The 18,852-nt window shown below is 70.9% G+C and carries 16 protein-coding genes; 10 read left to right on the forward strand and 6 right to left on the reverse strand.

The features are described from left to right. Window positions 1-53 precede the first annotated feature (53 nt). The 5 genes from PXH83_RS07220 to PXH83_RS07240 all read left to right on the forward strand — a co-directional run bounded on the left by PXH83_RS07220 (window position 54) and on the right by PXH83_RS07240 (window position 4,950). The gene (locus tag PXH83_RS07220) at window positions 54-1,253 is read left to right on the forward strand and encodes a PucR family transcriptional regulator (RefSeq protein ID WP_214916950.1); all 1,200 of its coding nucleotides are present in this window, start codon (window positions 54-56) and stop codon (window positions 1,251-1,253) included. An 89-nt stretch (window positions 1,254-1,342) separates the two neighbouring features. Further along, the gene (locus tag PXH83_RS07225; RefSeq protein ID WP_274557938.1) at window positions 1,343-2,263 is read left to right on the forward strand and encodes an ACP S-malonyltransferase; all 921 of its coding nucleotides are present in this window, start codon (window positions 1,343-1,345) and stop codon (window positions 2,261-2,263) included. A 14-nt stretch (window positions 2,264-2,277) separates the two neighbouring features. Beyond that, window positions 2,278-3,279: a ketoacyl-ACP synthase III gene (locus tag PXH83_RS07230; protein ID WP_274557939.1), complete on the forward strand. Its 1,002-nt coding sequence runs from the start codon at window positions 2,278-2,280 to the stop codon at window positions 3,277-3,279. A 72-nt stretch (window positions 3,280-3,351) separates the two neighbouring features. Beyond that, the gene (locus PXH83_RS07235; protein ID WP_274557941.1) at window positions 3,352-3,600 is read left to right on the forward strand and encodes an acyl carrier protein; all 249 of its coding nucleotides are present in this window, start codon (window positions 3,352-3,354) and stop codon (window positions 3,598-3,600) included. A gap of 78 nt (window positions 3,601-3,678) precedes the next feature. Continuing rightward, a complete protein-coding gene (locus PXH83_RS07240) occupies window positions 3,679-4,950 on the forward strand; it encodes a beta-ketoacyl-[acyl-carrier-protein] synthase family protein (protein WP_274557943.1) in 1,272 nt (423 codons plus the stop codon). A gap of 77 nt (window positions 4,951-5,027) precedes the next feature. Here the strand turns inward: PXH83_RS07240 and PXH83_RS07245 are convergent, their stop codons facing one another. Then, the gene (locus tag PXH83_RS07245) at window positions 5,028-5,522 is read right to left on the reverse strand and encodes a DUF3145 domain-containing protein (protein ID WP_214916964.1); all 495 of its coding nucleotides are present in this window, start codon (window positions 5,520-5,522) and stop codon (window positions 5,028-5,030) included. Between the two features lie 343 nt (window positions 5,523-5,865). Between PXH83_RS07245 and PXH83_RS07250 the strand changes: the two genes are divergently transcribed. Then, the gene (locus PXH83_RS07250) at window positions 5,866-6,780 is read left to right on the forward strand and encodes an SGNH/GDSL hydrolase family protein (protein WP_274557946.1); all 915 of its coding nucleotides are present in this window, start codon (window positions 5,866-5,868) and stop codon (window positions 6,778-6,780) included. A gap of 162 nt (window positions 6,781-6,942) precedes the next feature. Here the strand turns inward: PXH83_RS07250 and PXH83_RS07255 are convergent, their stop codons facing one another. Beyond that, window positions 6,943-9,423, reverse strand: a complete 2,481-nt coding sequence (locus PXH83_RS07255; RefSeq protein WP_274557947.1) for a beta-glucosidase family protein — start codon at window positions 9,421-9,423, stop codon at window positions 6,943-6,945. A 145-nt stretch (window positions 9,424-9,568) separates the two neighbouring features. Here PXH83_RS07255 and PXH83_RS07260 point away from each other — a divergent pair, with 145 nt between their 5' ends. After that, entirely contained in the window at window positions 9,569-10,144 is a 576-nt protein-coding gene (locus tag PXH83_RS07260; protein WP_274557948.1) for a TetR/AcrR family transcriptional regulator, read from the forward strand. A gap of 53 nt (window positions 10,145-10,197) precedes the next feature. Beyond that, complete coding sequence (locus tag PXH83_RS07265) at window positions 10,198-11,466, forward strand: pyroglutamyl-peptidase I (protein ID WP_274557949.1); 1,269 nt, start codon at window positions 10,198-10,200, stop codon at window positions 11,464-11,466. Here PXH83_RS07265 and PXH83_RS07270 read toward each other — a convergent pair. Further along, window positions 11,444-12,052 (reverse strand): LysE family transporter, encoded by a 609-nt coding sequence (locus PXH83_RS07270; RefSeq protein ID WP_274557950.1) that lies wholly within the window; start codon window positions 12,050-12,052, stop codon window positions 11,444-11,446. The two genes, PXH83_RS07265 and PXH83_RS07270, sit on opposite strands and share 23 nt — an antisense overlap. A 59-nt stretch (window positions 12,053-12,111) precedes the next feature. Here PXH83_RS07270 and PXH83_RS07275 point away from each other — a divergent pair, with 59 nt between their 5' ends. Beyond that, window positions 12,112-12,840 carry a carbon-nitrogen hydrolase family protein gene (locus PXH83_RS07275; protein ID WP_274557951.1) on the forward strand — a complete coding sequence of 243 codons (729 nt, stop codon included), beginning with the start codon at window positions 12,112-12,114 and terminating at the stop codon, window positions 12,838-12,840. Here PXH83_RS07275 and PXH83_RS07280 read toward each other — a convergent pair. Continuing rightward, the gene (locus PXH83_RS07280; RefSeq protein WP_274557952.1) at window positions 12,830-13,618 is read right to left on the reverse strand and encodes an EI24 domain-containing protein; all 789 of its coding nucleotides are present in this window, start codon (window positions 13,616-13,618) and stop codon (window positions 12,830-12,832) included. The genes PXH83_RS07275 and PXH83_RS07280 overlap by 11 nt on opposite strands. A 238-nt stretch (window positions 13,619-13,856) precedes the next feature. Here PXH83_RS07280 and PXH83_RS07285 point away from each other — a divergent pair, with 238 nt between their 5' ends. Then, window positions 13,857-17,090 (forward strand): ATP-binding protein, encoded by a 3,234-nt coding sequence (locus PXH83_RS07285; protein ID WP_274557953.1) that lies wholly within the window; start codon window positions 13,857-13,859, stop codon window positions 17,088-17,090. On the opposite strand, the gene PXH83_RS07290 is transcribed toward PXH83_RS07285, so the two are convergent. Together PXH83_RS07290 and PXH83_RS07295 are read right to left on the reverse strand one after the other, a co-directional pair. After that, entirely contained in the window at window positions 17,071-17,862 is a 792-nt protein-coding gene (locus tag PXH83_RS07290) for an ABC transporter permease (protein WP_274557954.1), read from the reverse strand. The genes PXH83_RS07285 and PXH83_RS07290 overlap by 20 nt on opposite strands. After that, window positions 17,859-18,830: an ATP-binding cassette domain-containing protein gene (locus PXH83_RS07295; protein ID WP_274557956.1), complete on the reverse strand. Its 972-nt coding sequence runs from the start codon at window positions 18,828-18,830 to the stop codon at window positions 17,859-17,861. The genes PXH83_RS07290 and PXH83_RS07295 overlap by 4 nt, the downstream gene beginning before the upstream one ends. Window positions 18,831-18,852 lie beyond the last annotated feature (22 nt).

Raw genomic sequence — 18,852 nt, forward strand, 5'->3', positions numbered from 1 at the left:
ACGCTGGGCACCCGGCCCGCCGCGCACCCGTCCTGATAAGGCAGTCTTGTCCCGTGCCCCAACCCGATCCTGAGCAGCCCGCCGCGAACGCCGCCCACCCGCACGCCGCGACTTTGCGCCGACTGGAGAAGTCCTCCGGCCGTCTCGCCGCGAACGCGATCGCCCGCATGGACGAGACGCTGCCGTGGTACCGGGCCATGCCACCGGAGAACCGGTCGTGGATCGGCCTGGTCGCCCAGGCCGGTATCGCCGCGTTCACCGAGTGGTTCCGGCATCCCGAGACCCCGCAGGCCATCTCCACCGACGTCTTCGGCACCGCGCCCCGCGAGCTGACCAGAGCGATCACCCTGCGCCAGACCGTCGAGATGGTGCGTACGACGATCGAGGTCATGGAGAGCGCGATCGACGAGGTCGCCGCCCCCGGCGACGAGTCGATCCTGCGCGAGGCCCTGCTGGTGTACGCCCGCGAGATCGCCTTCGCGACCGCCCAGGTGTACGCGCAGGCCGCGGAGGCGCGCGGTGCCTGGGACGCACGTCTCGAATCGCTCGTCGTGAACGCGGTGCTGTCCGGCGAGGCCGACGAGGGTGCGGTGTCGCGGGCCGCCGCGCTCGGCTGGAACTCCCCCGAACATGTCTGCGTCGTCCTCGGCACCGCGCCCGACGGCGACTCGGAGCTGACGGTCGAGGCCATCCGCCGGGCCGCCCGGCACGCGAAGCTCCAGGTCCTGACCGGGGTGCTCGGCAGCCGCCTGGTGGTCATCGCGGGCGGCAGCGACAACCCGCTCCAGGTCGCGAAGGCCCTGATCGGCCCGTACGCCGCCGGGCCCGTGGTCGCCGGGCCCGTGGTCCCCGATCTGCTCGCCGCCACCCGGTCCGCGCAGGCCGCGGCCGCCGGGCTGAAGGCGTGCCAGGCGTGGCAGGACGCGCCGCGCCCCGTTCTGGCGGACGATCTGCTGCCGGAGCGTGCGATCGCTTCCGACCCTGCGGCGCGGGAGCAGTTGGTGGAGGAGATCTACAGACCGCTGGAAGAAGCGGGCTCGGCGCTCCTGGAGACATTGAGTGTGTATCTGGAGCAGGCGAGCAGCCTCGAAGGTGCGGCGCGGATGCTCTTCGTACACCCCAACACCGTGCGCTACCGGCTCCGACGTGTGACAGACGTCACCGGCTGGTCACCCTCCGATGTGCGTTCCGCTTTCACGCTGCGGATCGCACTCATCCTGGGGCGCCTGGCCGACGGAGATACGCAGTCCTAGACTTTTGTCGAACACCAACAATTCCCCCGACGGTTCTTGGTCCCTGTCCCCACGGGCCTGTTGGGCCGTCCACAAGAGAGAGTGTGAGGGTGCTCGTACTCGTCGCTCCCGGCCAAGGCGCCCAGACGCCCGGCTTCCTGACTCCCTGGCTCGACCTCCCCGGCGCCGCAGACCGGCTCGCCGCCTGGTCCGACGCCATCGGGCTCGACCTTGTCCACTACGGCACGCAGGCCGACGCGGACGCGATCCGCGACACGTCGGTCGCCCAGCCCCTGCTGGTCGCCGCCGGTCTGCTGTCCGCCGCTGCGCTGAACGTCCGCGCGGATGTCTCCGCGGTCGCGGGTCACAGCGTCGGTGAGATCACCGCCGCCGCGTATGCCGGTGTGTTCACCGAAGAGGCCGCGCTCGGTTTCGTACGTACGCGTGGCCTCGGCATGGCCCAGGCCGCCGCCGTCACCGAAACCGGCATGTCGGCAATGCTCGGCGGTGACCCCGAGATCGTCGTCCCGCATCTGGAGAAGCTGGGCCTGACCCCGGCCAACGTGAACGGCTCGGGCCAGATCGTGGCCGCCGGCACGGCCGAGCAGCTCGCCGCTCTGGAGGCGGACAAGCCCGAGGGCGTACGCCGCGTCGTGCCGCTCAAGGTCGCCGGCGCGTTCCACACGCACCACATGGCCCCGGCGGTCGCCGAACTGGGCAAGGCCGCCCAGGACCTCGTCGTCTCGGACCCGGCCATCACCTACGTCTCGAACGCCGACGGCAAGACCGTCGCGACCGGGCCCGAGGTCGTCGCCCGCCTGGTCAGCCAGGTCTCCAATCCGGTCCGTTGGGACCTGTGCATGGAGACCTTCGAGAAGCTGGGCGCCACCGCGCTCATCGAGGTGTGCCCGGGTGGCACGCTGACCGGCCTCGCCAAGCGCGCACTGCCCGGTGTGAAGACCCTCGCGCTCAAGTCCCCCGACGACCTCGACGCGGCCCGCGCGCTCATCGCTGAGCACGCGGCCCGATAGGAGCCCGAGAGAGCATGTCGAAGATCAAGCCCAGCAAGGGCGCCCCGTACGCGCGGATCATGGGTGTCGGCGGCTACCGCCCGACCCGTGTCGTGCCCAACGAGGTGATCCTCGAGACGATCGACTCGTCCGACGAGTGGATCCGCTCCCGCTCCGGCATCGTGACCCGCCACTGGGCCTCCGACGAGGAGACCGTGGCCATGATGTCCGTCGAGGCCGCGGGGAAGGCGATCGCCGACGCCGGGATCACGCCCGAGCAGGTCGGCGGAGTCATCGTCTCCACCGTCTCGCACTTCAAGCAGACGCCGGCCGTCGCGACCGAAATCGCGGACAGGATCGGCGCGAACAAGCCCGCTGCCTTCGACATTTCAGCCGGATGCGCCGGCTTCGGTTACGCCCTGACCCTCGCCAAGGGAATGGTCGTCGAAGGCAGTTCCGAGTACGTCCTCGTCATCGGCGTGGAGCGGCTCTCGGACCTGACCGACCTGGAGGACCGCGCGACGGCCTTCCTGTTCGGTGACGGTGCGGGCGCCGTCGTCGTCGGCCCCGCCACGGAACCGGCCATCGGCCCGACCGTGTGGGGTTCCGAGGGCGACAAGTCCGACACGATCAAGCAGACCATTCCGTGGTCGGACTACCGCGACAGCGAGGTCGCGAGGTTCCCGGCCATCACGCAGGAGGGCCAGGCGGTCTTCCGCTGGGCCGTCTTCGAGATGGCGAAGGTCGCCCAGCAGGCGCTGGACGCGGCCGGGATCACCGCGGATGATCTGGACGTCTTCATTCCGCACCAGGCGAACATGCGGATCATCGACTCGATGGTGAAGACGCTGAAGCTGCCGGAGCATGTCACGGTCGCCCGCGACATCGAAACCACCGGTAACACCTCGGCCGCCTCGATTCCGCTCGCAATGGAGCGGCTCCTGGCGACCGGGCAGGCGAAGAGTGGCGACACCGCGCTCGTCATCGGCTTCGGGGCGGGTCTCGTCTACGCCGCGACGGTCGTTACCCTCCCCTAGGCGGGTCCGGAACCTTTCGGGCCTGCTGTTTTACCAATTCCCTCTCTGTTCAAACACCGAAGGAGCGCCACAATGGCCGCCACTCAGGAAGAGATCGTCACCGGTCTCGCCGAGATCGTCAACGAGATCGCCGGTATCCCCACCGAGGACGTCCAGCTGGACAAGTCCTTCACCGACGACCTGGACGTCGACTCGCTGTCCATGGTCGAGGTCGTCGTCGCCGCCGAAGAGCGCTTCGACGTCAAGATCCCCGACGAGGACGTCAAGAACCTCAAGACGGTCGGCGACGCTGCCGGCTACATCCTCAAGCACCAGGCCTGATCCGGCCGATCGTGTGTCGCCACCCGGCGGTGGCGCCGTAAAAATTCAGCACCCTCTACACGTGGAGAAAGAATTCCTGTGAGCCCGACCAATCGCACCGTGGTCGTCACCGGTATCGGCGCAACAACCCCGCTGGGTGGCGACGCCGCATCGACCTGGGAAGGTCTGATGGCGGGACGATCCGGCGTCAAGCCCCTCGAGGGCGAGCGCTTCGCCGAACTGCCCGTCCGTATCGCGGCCCTCGCGGCCGTCGACCCGGGCGACGTACTGCCCCGTCCGCTGGCCCGCAAGCTGGACCGCTCGGCGCAGTTCGCGCTGATCGCGGCCCGCGAGGCGTGGGCCGACGCCGGTTACATCGACAAGGCCGGCGAGGACGCCAAGATCCAGCCCGAGCGTCTGGGCGCGGTCATCGCATCCGGCATCGGCGGCGTCACCACCCTGCTCGACCAGTACGACGTGCTGAAGGAGAAGGGCGTACGCCGCGTCTCCCCGCACACCGTGCCCATGCTCATGCCGAACGGCCCCTCCGCCAACGTCGGCCTCGAGGTCAACGCCCAGGCGGGCGTGCACACCCCGGTCAGCGCCTGCGCGTCCGGTGCCGAGGCCATCGGTTACGCCGTCGAGATGATCCGTACGGGCCGCGCCGATGTCGTGGTCGCCGGTGGCACGGAAGCGGCGATCCACCCGCTGCCGATCGCGGCCTTCGCCAACATGATGGCGATGTCCAAGAGCAACGAAGAGCCGGAGAAGGCGTCGCGTCCGTACGACACCGGCCGTGACGGCTTCGTCCTCGGCGAGGGCGCGGGCGTCGTCGTCCTGGAGTCGGCCGAGCACGCCGCCGCGCGTGGTGCGCGGGTGTACTGCGAGGTCGTGGGCCAGGGTCTGTCCGCGGACGCCCACCACATCGCGCAGCCCGAGCCGAGCGGCCGCGGAATCGCCGCCGCGATGCAGAACCTGCTCGACGACACCGGGCTCAAGCCGACCGAGATCGTGCACCTCAACGCGCACGCCACGTCGACCCCGCAGGGCGACCTCGCCGAGGTGAAGGCGCTGCGCAAGGTCCTCGGCGACGACCTCGACCATGTGGCGATCTCGGCCACCAAGTCGATGACCGGTCACCTGCTGGGCGGCGCCGGCGGCATCGAGACCGTCGCGACGGTCCTGGCGCTGCACCACCGCATGGCCCCGCCGACCATCAACATCGACGAACTGGACGGGTTCATCGGCGAGGACGGCGCGGACATCGTGCGCGACAAGCCGCGCAAGCTGCCCGAGGGTTCGATCGCCGCGATCAACAACTCGTTCGGCTTCGGCGGCCACAACGTCGTCCTGGCGTTCCGTTCCGTCTGATCCGCATACGCCGAAAGGCCCTGCCGGGACACTCCCGGTGGGGCCTTCGTCGTACGTCGCGCTGGGGTGGCGGAGCGTCAGACGACCTGGTGGAGCCAGCGGACCGGTGCGCCCTCGCCCGCGTACCGGAAGGGTTCGAGTTCGTCGTCCCACGGCTTGCCGAGCAGCTTGGAGATCTCGGCCTCCAGGTCGGTCTCGTCCCGCACCGAGCGGGCGAGCGCGGCGCGCAGCCGGTCCTCGGGGATCAGGATGTCGCCGTGCATGCCGGTGACGGCGTGGAAGATGCCGAGTCCGGGAGTGGAGCTGTAGCGCTCGCCCTCAGCCGTCGGGCACGGCTCTGCCGTGACTTCGAAGCGCAGCAGATGCCAGCCGCGCAGCGCGGAGGCGAGCTGTGATGCGGTGCCTGGCTGTGCCTGCCAGGAGAACTCGGCTCTCCAGGTTCCGGGCGAGGCCGGCTGCCTGATCCAGTCGAGGTTGACCCGCACACCGAGTACGCCCGCTACTGCCCATTCGACGTGCGGACACAGCGCGCGCGGTGCGGAGTGAACGTACAGAACTCCACGTGTCGTCACCGGGACCTCCAGTGTGGGACGAGGTTCGCCTTCCCCAGCGGCCTCGCGTCCGTACCGGTCGCGGTGAGGACAGCACCAGACATCCTGCCCCAATGGCCACATTCGGGCCGGCTCCCGAGGTTGTCAACAGTAAACAGCATCGGGAGTTAATCTCCTGAAAAGGGACAGTATGTGACGTGATGTAATTTACCGGACCGATCGGCGTGGTGCCTCTGGTTCGACGGGGGAAAAGCTACCGTGCGGCGGCGTCCGACGGGTGACGTACTGTCGGTCCGAGGGGCCTGAAATTCATAGCTTTCACTCGCCAGGACGCCATGTAAGACGCCATGGAGGGGAACACGGGATGCGGGACAGCCATCTCAGCCGCCGGTCGCGCGCCGCCGTCGCCACTGCGACGGCGGCGCTTCTTGTACCGCTCGGCGTGCTCGCGGGCTGCGACTCGGGGGACCCGTCCGGCAACGGCGGTTCGTCGGCGGATCAGCGGCCGTCCCCGAGGCCGACGCCGCCCTGGGACCGCAGTCCGGAGTCCATCGCCGCTGTTGGGGACTCCATCACGCGCGGTTTCGACGCGTGCACGGTACTCGCGGACTGCCCCGAGGTGTCCTGGGCGACAGGCACCGACAAAGAGGTGCGCAGCGTGGCGTGGCGCCTTCTCGGCGGGACGGCGGCGGCCGGGCGCAGCTGGAACCACGCGAAGTCCGGGGCGCGGATCGCCGATCTGCCGGAGCAGATGACGCAGGCCGTTGCACAGAAACCGGAGTTGGTGACCGTCATGGTGGGCGCGAATGACGCCTGCCGGGACAGCGTGTCGCACATGACATCGGTGGCTGACTTCCGGACATATTTCGAGACGTCGTTGAAGAAGCTGCGCAGCGAGCTGCCGAAGTCGCAGGTGTACGTGTCGAGCGTGCCGGATCTGAAGCGGCTCTGGTCCGAGGGGCGCGGGAACGCGCTGGGCAAGCAGATCTGGAAGCTGGGGATCTGCCAGTCGATGCTGGGCGACGCGGACGCCATGGACACGGCGGCGGTGACACGGCGCGACTCGGTGCAGGAGCGGGTCGTCGCGTACAACAAGGTGCTCAAGGACGTGTGTGCCAAGGACGCCCGCTGCCGGTACGACGGCGGGGCGGTCTTCGACTACCGGTTCTCCGGTGAGCAGTTGAGCCACTGGGACTGGTTCCACCCGAGCAAGAACGGGCAGGAGCGGCTCGCGGAGATCGCGTACCGGAACATCACGGCGAAAGAGCCTCCGGAATAAGCACTATTGAAGTGCCTAGCACGGGCCTCGCCATGGCTCAGGTGATGGCCCAGCCCGGGGGCAGGCCCCTGAGCAGGGACGGACACGCCGAGGGCAGACACTCCGCAGCGACAGACACTCCGGGGGCGGGCAGGGAAAATGCCCGCCCTCCCTCGGCCTGTCTCAGGCCTGGACGTCCAGGGTGGCGCCCAGGCGGCTGTCGGCGATGGAGCGGCCGGCCCGGACCTCGTACGAACCGGGGACGAGAGACCAGGAGTTGTCCTGCTCGTCCCAGATCTCAAAGGCGCGACGCGGAATCGTGATCTCCACTTCCGCCGATTCGCCGGGGCCGGCCTCCACGCCGGCGAAGCCCGCCAGCCACCGCACCGGCCGTTCGGCCGAGTCCGACTGCGGGGCCACGTACACCTGGACGACCTCCCGGCCGGTGCGTGAACCGGTGTTGCGTACGCGGACCTTGGCCGCCGCAGGGGTCACCTCCAGGGACTCGTACTCCCAAGTGGTGTAGCCGAGGCCGTGGCCGAAGGCGTACGCAGGGGTTGCGCCCGCCTTGTCCCAGGCGCGGTAGCCGATGAAGAGCCCCTCGGCGTAGTGCAGTTCGCCGTCTTGCGGCGCTACGTCCGTCACCGGTACGTCGGCGAAGGAGACCGGCCAGGTGGTCGGCAGCCGGCCCCCCGGCTCCTCGGCGCCGAGCAGCACATCGGCCAGCGCCGCGCCGCCCTCCTGCCCCGGGAACCAGCCGAGCAGCACCGCGGCCACGTCGTCGCGCCAGGGCATCTCCACCGGGGAGCCGGAGTTGACGATCACGACGGTGTTCGGGTTGACGGCGGCGACCGCGCGGACCAGGTCGTCCTGACGGCCGGGGAGGCGCAGGTCGGTGCGGTCGAAGCCCTCGGATTCGACGCTTTCCGTGGTGGCGACCACGACGACGGCGGTGTCGGCGTCGCGGGCGGCCTCGACGGCTTCGGCGATCAGTTCGTCGGCGTCGCGCTGCGGCGCTCCGTGCAGGAACGAGAACATGACCGCCGGGAGCGGGGCGGCGTCTGCCTTGTCGACGGCGTGTACGAGGGAGACCTCGACCGGCTCGCCCTCGGTGAGGCGGGCGCGGCCGCGCTCGGCCGGGGCGCCGAAGAACGCCTCGAAGGGGTCGGACGCGTCCGACATCGGCTGGACACCGTCGTAGAGAACCTCGCCGCCGACGGTCAGGGTGAACGCGCCGATGCCGCGGGTGCCGAAGGCGTGCTCGCCGCTCTCGCGCGGGGTGAAGGTGCCCTTGACCTCGACGGTGCGGAGCGTCTCGTGGGTGACGCCGTCGGGCAGGTCGTTGCCGATCCACTGGACCTGGCCGCCGGGGAGGGAGCGGCTGCCGATGACGTGGCCCGTGGCGTCGCGGCAGACGGCCCGGAGCTCGAAGCCCTTGTCGGCGGGGCCGAGTTCGTCGCTGGGGTCGGCCCCGACGGCGTACGTCAGCGTGCCGGCGGGCAGTGCGGCGGCGAGGCCGTCGAGCGGGGCGACGACGCGCTCGGGGAAGACGGTGGCGGAGCCTCCGCCGAGGACGCGGGCGTCGCGGGCGGAGGCGCCGACGAGCGCGAGCTTGCGGATCTTCGAGGCGTCGATGGGGAGTACCGGCCGGCCGTCGCGTACCTGGTTGCGTACGAGGACGAAGGCGCGGCGGGCCACCTCGCGGGCCAGCGCATGGCCGTCGACGGTCTCCGGCAGCTCGCTCACCACGGCGGGAGCGCCTTCGAGGAGGCCGACGCGGGCGGCGAGCCGCAGGACGTTGCGTACGGCTTCGTCGAGCACGGCCTCGTCGACCTCGCCCGCGCGGACGGCCCCGGCGAGCGCCTCGCCGTAGACGGTGACGGGGCCGGGCATGGCGACGTCGAGGCCGCCTTCGATGTCGCCCCGGGTGGAGCGGGCGGCCATCCAGTCGGACACGATGTAGCCGTCGAAGCCCCATTCGCCGCGCAGCACCTCGTTCTGGAGGTAGCGGTGCTCGGTCATGGTGACGCCGTTGACCTGGTTGTACGCCGCCATGATGCCCCAAGGGTGGGCGTTCTTGACGATGGCTTCGAAGGGGGCGAGGTACAGCTCGCGCAGGGGGCGCGGCGTAATGATGTTGTCGACCGTGAAGCGGTCGGTCTCGGCGTCGTTGGCGACGAAGTGCTTGACGGTGGTGCCGACTCCGCCGTCCTGGACGCCCCGGACATAACCGGTGCCGATCTCTCCCGTCAGGAACGGGTCCTCGGAGTAGCACTCGAAGTGGCGGCCGCCGAGCGGTGAGCGGTGCAGGTTCACGGTCGGGGCGAGGAGGACGTGCACGTCCTTGCGGCGGGCCTCCTGTGCGAGGAGACGACCGGCGCGGCGGGCGAGCTCCGGGTCCCAGGTGGCGGCGAGTGCGGTCGGGGACGGGAGTGCGACGGACGGGTCGTCGGCGGTCCAGCGGACGCCGCGGACGCCGACCGGGCCGTCGGACATGACGAGGGACTTCAGGCCGATCTCGGGGAGCGCGGGGAGCGACCACATGTCCTGGCCGCCCAGGAGGCGGGCCTTGGCGTCGAGACCGAGCTTGCCGAGTGCCGCCTCGACTGCCGCGTTACGGGCCTGCTCGCCTTGTGCGTCCTGGGTGGTGGGCTGGACTGCCACGGGCCGTACCTCCTCGTTGAGTCGTGCTGGTTCCTTTTCATCGTCACTCGTTTACCTGTAGAACGGTAGGCTTTGTTATCTACTCGTAATTATTGACGATGGCGTACCGTCCTGCCAGCACGTACGAGGGGAAGGAACCAGGACCATGGCCAGGGCCAGGAGCGAGGAGCGGCGGGCGGAGATTCTGCGCGCGGCCCTCGAAGTGATCGCCGAACGCGGCTACCGGGGTGCGTCGCTGAGCGCGGTCGCCGAGCGCGTCGGCCTGACCCAGCAGGGGCTGCTTCATTACTTCCCCACCAAGGACGCGTTGCTCGTCGCCGTCCTGGAGGAGCGCGACCAGTGGGACACGGGGGGCGCGGGGCGCAGCTCCGAGGCCTGGCGGCTGGACCTGCTCGACCCGCTCGTCGAGTACAACGCGATGCGGCCCGGTGTCGTACAGACCTTCTCGGCCCTCCTCGGCGAGAGCGTCACCGAGGAACACCCGGCCCGGGAGTTCTTCACCCACCGCTATGCGCAGGTGCGCCAGGGCATGGCGGCCGCGCTGCGCGGGGAGTACGGCGAGCGGCTGCCGGGCGGGCTGACGCCGGAACAGGCGGCGCCGCTGGTGGTGGCGGTCATGGACGGGCTTCAGTACCAGTGGCTGCTCGACCCGGGGTCGGTCGACATGCCGGCTGCCTTCCGTGACTTCCTCTCCCTCCTGCAACGCGAGCCCGCCCCGTAGCGCAAGTCACTGGCGTACCGCGATACTTCCGCCACCCGACGGAAGGATCACCTGTGTCCCCGATACGTCCCGGGCGCCGCGCACTTGGCGTCGCCCTTCTCGCTCTCGTGCCACTTCTCGCGACGTCGCTGCCCGCGACGGCGGCGGAGCCGACGTCTCCCGCAACGGTCGAGGAGCAGCGGCTGGACCGGGCCGTGCCGCAGGAGATTCTGCGGCGGAGCGGATTCGACGCGGTGGCGCCCGACTTCGGGCAGGCGCTGCGTGGGGCACGGTCGTACGAGGCGGCCGAGCGGGCCGTCGTGCGACACGGGTCGCGGCTGTGGCAGCGGTCGGTGGACCGGGCGCAGGGGCGGGGCCCGGCGGGCGGTGACCTCAGCAGGGACGACGACCGGCCGCTGTACTGGGCACGGCTGGGGATGACGCGGGAACTGCGGCAGTGGCAGGCGTCGTTCGGGCTGCCGGACGCGGAGCGCGCGAAGCTGCTGGACCGTCTCGAACGGTCGTCGCGCGGCCAGGACGCGATCCGCTTCCCGGCGGGGAAGGGCTTCAAGGGCGTGAAGCGCATCCTGATGACGGGCTTCGACCCGTTCACGCTCGACCGGGACGTCCGCATCAGCAACCCGTCGGGCGCGACGGCGCTCGCCCTGGACGGCACGGTCATCCGTACCGCCGACGGCCGCCTCGCCCGCATCGAGACCGCCGTCTTCCCGGTCCGCTGGCAGGACTTCGCCGACGGTACGGTCGAACGCACGCTGCGGAGCGAGCTTCCGCGCGTCGACGCGTTCACCACGGTCAGCCAGGGGCGGGTGGGGCGGATCGACATCGAGCGCACCAACGGGGCGTGGCGCGGCGGCTTCCCGGACAACGAGAACATCTCGCGCACGGAGACCGTGCCGGTCGCCGATCCCGCGTCGCAGCCCCAGTGGACGTCGACCACGCTCCCGTACAAGGAGATCGTGGCCGCCGAGACCGGTCGCTTCCCGGTGTACGACAACACGTCGGTGACGGAGATCCCGGCGGGCGAAACCACGCCCGTGGTGCGCCCGCAGGGCCCGACCCCCGGCTCGTCGGCACGCGCCGGGGGCGGCGGCAACTACCTCTCCAACGAGATCGCCTACCGCGCGACGCTGCTGCGGGACCGGCTCGGGCTGGACGAGCTGCCGGGCGGACATGTGCACACACCGGTGCTGGAGTTCGGTGCGGGGAATACGTCGGAGATCACGGACCCCGCGTTCGTACGGAACCGGCTGGACATCATTGCGCAGGTGCGGGCGATCATCGGCGTGGCGGCGGGCAAGCTCAGCGGGCGAATCCGAGGGTGACGCCGAGCCCGACCAGCACCGAGCCGATGGCACGGTTGAGGGCCTTCTGGCGGCGCAGCATGGCGGCCCGCAGCCGGGAGTCGGAGAAGAAGAGCGCGATCGCACCGAACCAGCCGAGGTGGGCGGCCGACATGAACAGGCCGTAGCCCGCCTGCTGCCACATAGGGGTTCCGGGCCCGACCACCTGAGTGAAGGTCGAAACGACGAAGAGGGTCGTCTTCGGATTGAGCACATTGGTGAGGAACCCGGAACGCAGAGCGCCGACCGGTCCCAGCGCCGGCTTCGACGACAGGTCGACGGTGAGGTCGGCGCGGGCGACGAAGGTCCGGACCCCGATGCAGACGAGATAGGCCGCACCCGCCAGCTTGATCGCGGTGAAGAGCTCGGTCGACGAGGCGATCAGCAGTCCGACGCCGAGCATCGTGTACGTGACGTGGACGAGGACGCCCGCGGCGACTCCGGCGGCGGCGAACAGGCCGGTCGTACGCCCGTAGAGGCAGCTGTTACGGACGACCATCGCGAAGTCGGCGCCCGGGCTGATGACTGCGAGGAGGGTGATGACGGCTACGGCTATCACTTCGGTCATGGCCCCGATGCTCACGCCCCGGCGTCCGGCGATCAACCGCTTTCCGGATACTGGTCCGCATGATCGTCGCAGCGGCACAGTTCACGTCCGAGCCCGGTTCCGTCGAGGCCAACGCGCGGCGGATGGCGGCGGATGTCCGGGAGGCGGCCGGACGCGGAGCCCGGATCACGGTCTTCCCGGAACTGGCGCTGACGGGCTACGAGCTGGAGTTGCTCACGAAGGACCCGTCGCTGCTGGTCACCCCGGAGGACCCGCGCCTGGAACCGATCAGGGCGGCCTGCCGCGAGACGTCCACGGCGGCGGTGGTGAACTGCGCGGCGCCGACGCACGGTGCCGCGCTCCCCGCCATCACGTCCTTCGTCTTCGGCCAGGACGGCGCACTGCTCACGCGCTACGACAAGCAGCACCTGTACGAAGCAGAGAGCGAGGTCTTCTCACCGGGCACGGGCGACGGACGCTTCGAGCTGGACGGCGTACGTTTCGCCCTCGCGACATGCTTCGACAACCACTTCCCGGAGCTCGCGAAACGGGCGGCGGCCGACAAGTGCGAGATCTACCTGGCGAGTTCGCTCTACTGGAAGGGCAACGGCGAGCGGGAGCGCACCGCCGTCTACCCCTCGCTGGCGAAGGACCACGGCCTGTACGTCGCCCTGGCCAACCACGTGGGCCGGTCCGGCCCGTACGTCGGCTGCGGTCTGAGCGCGGTGTGGGCCCCGGACGGCACGACGACGGCGGAGGCCGCGACGGACCGCCCGGGCCTGGCCCTGGCGGACGTACTTACGCGGTAACCGGCGGCGCAGCGACACCGTCGGCGTCGGCCGACGGCTCCTCCAGCAGATCCCGCGCCATAAGCGTGGCGCCGGCCACAGCGCCGGGCATCAGGAAGACGGCAACCAGCGGAACGAGGAAGGCGAGCGTGAGCGGTACGCCGAACCCGAGAGTGAGCAGGCGGCGCCCGCGCAGCAGGGTCAGCCGCTGCTTCAGCTCGACGCCGCGCCGCTGAAGCGCCACCGCCGTTAGCTCCTCCGCAAGGAAGAACCCGGAGACGCAGAAGCCGATGACGGGTACGACGGTCTGGCCGACGACGGGGACGAACCCGCAGGCGAAGAGCAGGACGCCGTACAGCACCACCCGGGCGAGAACGCGCACGCTGTCACGCGCCGAGATCCACAGCTCCCGGATCAGCGGCAGGCCCGACTCGGGGGCGGTCCCGTCCGGGGACACGGAGCGGTCGACGCGCTCGGACAGCGACTCGTAGAAGGGCTGCCCGACGAGGAGCGTCACGGCGGTGAAGGTGATCACCGCGAGGAACAGTGCGAGGGCGAAGACCAGCGCGGTCAGCGCACCGCGGAAGAGGCCGAGCCAGGGGGAGCCCCAGTCGTCGGCGAAGGGGGTGGCCCAGGCGGTGAGGTCATCGGCCCCGTAGATCAGCCCGAACAGCGCACCGAGGTACAGCAAGAAGGTCACAAGCCCGGGCAAAAGACCGAAACCGTACGCTTTGCCATGCCGGCCAACCCACCGCTGGCCCTTCATCAAGTAACCGAAACCCACCCCGAGATCACGCATGGAACCAGCCTATCGGCGCGAACGCCTGACGCTCCCCCCTATCCCCTGTCGCTCAGCAGACGCTGCTCACCTGCCCGCCGCCGGATCGCCGTCGCCGAGGGCGATCCACTCGCGGGAGAAGCGGTCGGCGCGGCTGCGGCAGCCGCCCGGGCGGGCGTTGGGCGACGGCCGCCCGCGCAGCGGGAGTTCGGCCCGCGGCGGGAGTTCCGGCGGCCGGCGCCTTGGCTAATCTGCACGGGTGACCACCGACCTGACCCTGCTGCCGCGCGTCGCCTATCGCGGGCTGGAGATCACTGCGCCCCGGCTCCGCGACCTCCTCGCCCTGCTCGCGGGCGACCTGCGCACCGGCTGCAGCACCGAGCGCCTCGTGGCGGGACTGTGGCCGGACGAGTTGCCGGAGCGGCCGGCAAAGGCGGTGCAGGTCCTCGTGTCCAGGGCTCGGGCGCAGCTGGGCGCCGACGTCGTCGCCAGCACGCCGACCGGATACCGGCTCACCCTCGCCGAGGATCAGGTCGACAGCTCCGCCCTGCTGCTGTACGCCGCCACGAGCGCGGACCGGGCCAGGGCCGGGGACCATGCGGGATCGCTGGCCGCGGCCGAGGCCGGGCTCGCGCTGTGGGAGGGCACCCCGGACGGGGCCGGCGGACCCGGCGAAAGCACAGACCCCGTGGCGGCGCTGCGCACCGAGCGCGTCCCCGTCCGCGGCACGCTCGTACGCGCGCAGGCGCTCGCGCTCGCCCGCCTCGGACGGCATGCGGAGGCGGCCGGGCCGCTGGCCGTGGCCGCCTCGGAGCATCCTCGCGACGAGGAGGTGCTCGCCGCGCTGCTGCGCGGTGAGGCGGCGACGGCGGGCCCGTCCGCCGCGCTGACGCGGTACGAGGCATACCGCCGCGAGCTGCGCGACGAGCTCGGCACGGATCCGGGCGCCAGGCTCAAGGCCGTACAGCAGGAGTTGCTGCGCGGCGAGGCGCCCGTGGTCAGGCACGGCGTGCCGCACGAGCCGAATCCGCTCCTCGGCCGGGACGAGGACATCGCGGCGGTGCAGCGGCTGCTGCGCGCCTCCCGCGCCGTCACCGTGGTCGGCCCCGGCGGCCTCGGCAAGACCCGGCTCGCGCACGCCGTCAGCCGCCAATGGGGTCTCCCCTGCTCAATGGGGTCTCCCCTGCTCGAGCGAAGTCGAGAGCTTGGGGAAGAAGCCGAGAGCTTGGGGAACGAGCAGCGCGTGGTGTATTTCGTGCCGCTCGCCGGCGTCACAGCGGACGAGGACGTGGCCGCGGAGGTGGCCTCCGCGCTCGGCGCGGGCGAGGGGCGGCCCGGCGCCATGAGCGGCCACGACCCGGCCGACCCGGTGTCCGGCATCCTCGGCGTGCTCGGCTCCGGGCCCGCGCTGCTGGTTCTCGACAACTGCGAGCAGGTCGTCCGGGGCGCCGCCGGCCTCGTACGGGCCCTGGTCTCGTCCTCGAAGGACCTGCGGGTGCTCGCCACCAGCCGGGCCCCGCTCGGCCTCACATCGGAGGCGGTGTACGCGCTGCCGGAGCTCGCTCTCGACACCTCCGTCGAGCTGTTCAGGCAGCGGGCAAGGGCCGCCAGGCCCGGCGTGGAGCTGCCGCCGGACGCGGTGGCCGAGCTGTGCCGCCACCTCGACGGGCTGCCGCTGGCCGTGGAGTTGGCCGCGGCGCGGGTGCGGGTGCTTTCGGTGCCGGAGATCGCCCGCCGCCTCGGCGACCGGTTCGCGCTGCTGCGCGGCGGGGCGCGGGACGTGCCGGAGCGCCACCGCACGCTGCACGCGGTCGTGGAGTGGAGCTGGAACCTGCTTGCGGAGGACGCAAGGGCGGCGCTGCGCACGCTGTCCGTCTTCCCCGGCGGCTTCTCCGGAGAGGCGGCGGAGCAGGTGCTGGGCGAGGATGCGCTGTTCCTGCTTGAGCAGTTGGCCGATCAGTCGCTGATCACCGTCGTCGACAGCCCGGCCGGCGTGCGGTTCCGGATGCTGGAGACCATACGGGAGTTCAGCGCGGCCCGGCGCGCGGAGGCGGGCGAGGACGAGGAGGCCATCGGCCGGTTCCTCGCCTGGGCGCGGGACTTCGGGGTCGCGTACCACGACTGGTTCTTCGGCTCAGAACCGCAGGTTGCCTGGGAGCGGATCAGGGCCGAGCAGGACAACCTCATGCCGGCCCTGCGGCACGCCCTGGCCCGTGCGGACGGCCCCACCACCGCCGCCCTCACCGCCGTCCTCGCCGCCCTGTGGTCCACCGACTCCAACTACCTCCGCCTCGCCGCCCTCGCCGCGGACACCGGCCCGCCGCTGTCGCACTACTACCCCGAGCCCGAATACGTCGAAGTCGCCCGCGCCGCTGCGGTGTTGTGCACGGCGAGCCTGTTCATGGGCTACGGCCCGCACGTCGTACGCCAGCTCGTCACCCTCCGGCGGCTGCCCCCGGCCCCGCCGGACACGCTGCTGCGCGCCATCGCGGCAGTGCTGAGCGCGGTCCCCGAGATGCTGCCTCCCGACTACGACGCGCTGCGGCGGCTCTGCGACAGCGAGCAGCCGCTGCTCGCAGGCATCGCCGAGTGCGTCGCCACCTACGTCTGGGAGTACGAGCACGACATCGACCGCGCGCTCGCCTCGGCTCGCCGGACCATCGCCGCACTGGCGCCGGTCAACAACCCGTTCCTACAGGTCATGGGCCACTCCCGGCTGGGCCAACTGTGTTTGCAGATGGAGCAGGGCGAGGCCGCGTACGGGCACTTCAAGGCGGCGCTCGAGGCGCTGCCGCGGCTCGGCGACGAGCACGACTCCATCGGCGTCCGCTGGGGCCTCGTCCTCGCCTGCCTGCAGCGGGGCGACCCCGACGAGGCCGAGTACTGGCTGCGGCAGGCGGAGGACGTCAACACCCTGCAGAAGGACGACACCGACAGTGCCGACCTCGGCGGCCGCGCCGAGATCGCGCTCGCCCGCGGACTGACGGAGGTCGGGCTCGGCTTGTGGCGCAGCGCCGTGGAGGGGGTGGCCGAGGCCGGCTCGATGTACAGCGGCGATCCCTTCCTCGACCGGTGGGCGCTGAAGATCCAGTCGGCGGCGGTGACGGCGCACGCGCACGCCGGCCGTCTCAAGCTGGTCGCGGAGGTGGTCGACCGGCTGCGGCAGGGGCTGCGGACCCTGCTCTCCGGTCCGTCCGGCTCGCCCATGGAGCTCCCTGTGTTCGGGACGGTGCTGCACGCCCTTGGCATGGCTGGGCTCGCCTCCGGTGACGCCGGTGCCGTACGGATGATCGCGCTGGCCGAACGGCTGCGGGTGCAGCGCGACTACCAGCCGACGATGTCGGCGGACCGCGCCCGGCAGGCGGTCGGGGCCGCCGGGAAAGCTGCCAGGGCGGCGTACGCCGACGCGGTGTCGGAGTACGCCGCCCTGGAGCGGGACGAGCTGCGGGAGGCGGCCCGCGCTGTCATGGCGGTTACTTCGGGTCGCGGTTGAACAACGCCGTCGACCAGCGGTAGCCGAGCGCGGTGAGGCCGACGCACCAGGCGATCGCGATCCACCCGTTGTTGCCGATCTCGGTGCCGAGCAGCAGGCCGCGCAGGGTCTCGATGGCGGGCGTGAACGGCTGGTACTCGGCGATCGGCTGGAACCAGCCCGGCATGGTGTCGGCCGGGATGAAGGCGCTCGAAATGAGCGGCAGGAGGATCAGCGGCATGGCCATGTTGCTGGCCGCCTCGGGGTTCGGGCCGGCCATGCCCATCCCGACCGCGATCCAGGTGAGCGCCAGGGCGAACAGCGCGAGCAGCCCGAACGCCGCCAGCCACTCCAGGGCCGTGGCGTCCGTGGACCGGAAGCCGATGGCCACGGCGACGGCACCGACGAGGACCAGGCTGGCCAGCACCTGCAGCACGCTGCCGACGACGTGTCCGATGAGCACCGACCCGCGGTAGACCGCCATCGTGCGGAAGCGGGCGATGAGGCCCTCGGTCATGTCCATGGAGACGGAGATCGCGGCCCCGATCACGGTGCTGCCGATGGTCATCATCAGGAGGCCCGGGACGATATAGGCGATGTAGTCGGAGCGGTCGGCGCCGCCGCCACCGATGCCCGCGCTCATCACGTCTCCGAAGATGTAGACGAAGAGGAGTAGCAGCATGATCGGCGTGAGCAGCAGGTTCAGGGTCATGGACGGGTAGCGCCGGGCGTGCAGGAGGTTGCGGCGCAGCATCGTGTTCGAGTTGCGTACGGCGACGGAGAGGGTGCTCATCGGACAGACTCCTTGGGCTGGTTGGGGACCTTGGTTCCGCCGGTCAGGGCGAAGAACACGTCGTCGAGGTCGGGGGTGTGCACGGTCAGCTCGTCCGCCTCGATGCCGGCCGAGTCCAGCCAGTCGAGGATGGAGCGCAGCTCGCGCTGGCTGCCGTCGCTGGGGATCTGCAGCGACAGCGCCTCGTCGTCCCTGGTGGCCTCGCGCAGGGCCACGGCGGCGGACTGGTACGCGGCCGGGTCGGCGAACCGAAGCCGCACGTGCCCGCCCGGGATGAGCCGCTTCAGCTCGTCGGCGCTCCCCTCGGCGGCGATCTTGCCGTCGCTCAGCACCGCGATGCGGTCGGCGAGCTCGTCGGCCTCCTCCAGGTACTGGGTGGTGAGGAAGACGGTGACGCCGCCGGAGACCAGCTCGCGGATGATCCCCCACATGGTGTGGCGGCTGCGCGGGTCGAGGCCGGTGGTCGGCTCGTCGAGGAAGATGATCCGCGGATTGCCGACCAGCGTCATGGCGATGTCGAGGCGGCGCTTCATGCCGCCGGAGTAGGTGGAGACGGGCTTCTTCGCGGCCTCCACCAGGTCGAAGCGCTCAAGGAGTTCGGCGGCGGTACGGCGGCCCTCGCTGCGGGAGAGTTGGTGCAGGTCCGCCATGAGGAGCATGTTCTCCTGGCCGGTGATCAGGCCGTCGACAGCGGAGAACTGCCCGGTGACGCCGATCGCGGCGCGCACGGCCTGCGGGTCGGTGGCCAGGTCGTGGCCGCCGACGTTCAGATCGCCGGCGTCGGCGGTGATGAGGGTGGAGAGGATCTTGACGGCGGTGGTCTTGCCGGCGCCGTTCGGGCCGAGCAGGGAGAAGACGGTGCCGGCCGGCACCGCCAGGTCGATGCCGTCGAGGACCGTCTTGTCCCCGTAGGCCTTGCGCAGCCCCTTGGCCGCGATGGCGGGAGAGTGCGATGTCGTTGTCGTCATGCCGCAGAGGTTGCGGCAGGGC

The sequence above is a fragment of the Streptomyces spiramyceticus genome (assembly GCF_028807635.1).
GTDB lineage: Bacteria > Actinomycetota > Actinomycetes > Streptomycetales > Streptomycetaceae > Streptomyces > Streptomyces spiramyceticus.

Excerpts from the sequence above, each read along its gene's own strand:
- PXH83_RS07230 (WP_274557939.1), top strand. The coding sequence starts at position 2,278 with ATGTCGAAGATCAAGCCCAGCAAGGGCGCCCCGTACGCGCGGATCATG.
- PXH83_RS07235 (WP_274557941.1), top strand. The coding sequence starts at position 3,352 with ATGGCCGCCACTCAGGAAGAGATCGTCACCGGTCTCGCCGAGATCGTC.
- PXH83_RS07250 (WP_274557946.1), top strand. The coding sequence starts at position 5,866 with ATGCGGGACAGCCATCTCAGCCGCCGGTCGCGCGCCGCCGTCGCCACT.
- PXH83_RS07260 (WP_274557948.1), top strand. The coding sequence starts at position 9,569 with ATGGCCAGGGCCAGGAGCGAGGAGCGGCGGGCGGAGATTCTGCGCGCG.
- PXH83_RS07270 (WP_274557950.1), bottom strand. The coding sequence starts at position 12,052 with ATGACCGAAGTGATAGCCGTAGCCGTCATCACCCTCCTCGCAGTCATC.
- PXH83_RS07275 (WP_274557951.1), top strand. The coding sequence starts at position 12,112 with ATGATCGTCGCAGCGGCACAGTTCACGTCCGAGCCCGGTTCCGTCGAG.
- PXH83_RS07280 (WP_274557952.1), bottom strand. The coding sequence starts at position 13,618 with ATGCGTGATCTCGGGGTGGGTTTCGGTTACTTGATGAAGGGCCAGCGG.
- PXH83_RS07290 (WP_274557954.1), bottom strand. The coding sequence starts at position 17,862 with ATGAGCACCCTCTCCGTCGCCGTACGCAACTCGAACACGATGCTGCGC.
- PXH83_RS07295 (WP_274557956.1), bottom strand. The coding sequence starts at position 18,830 with ATGACGACAACGACATCGCACTCTCCCGCCATCGCGGCCAAGGGGCTG.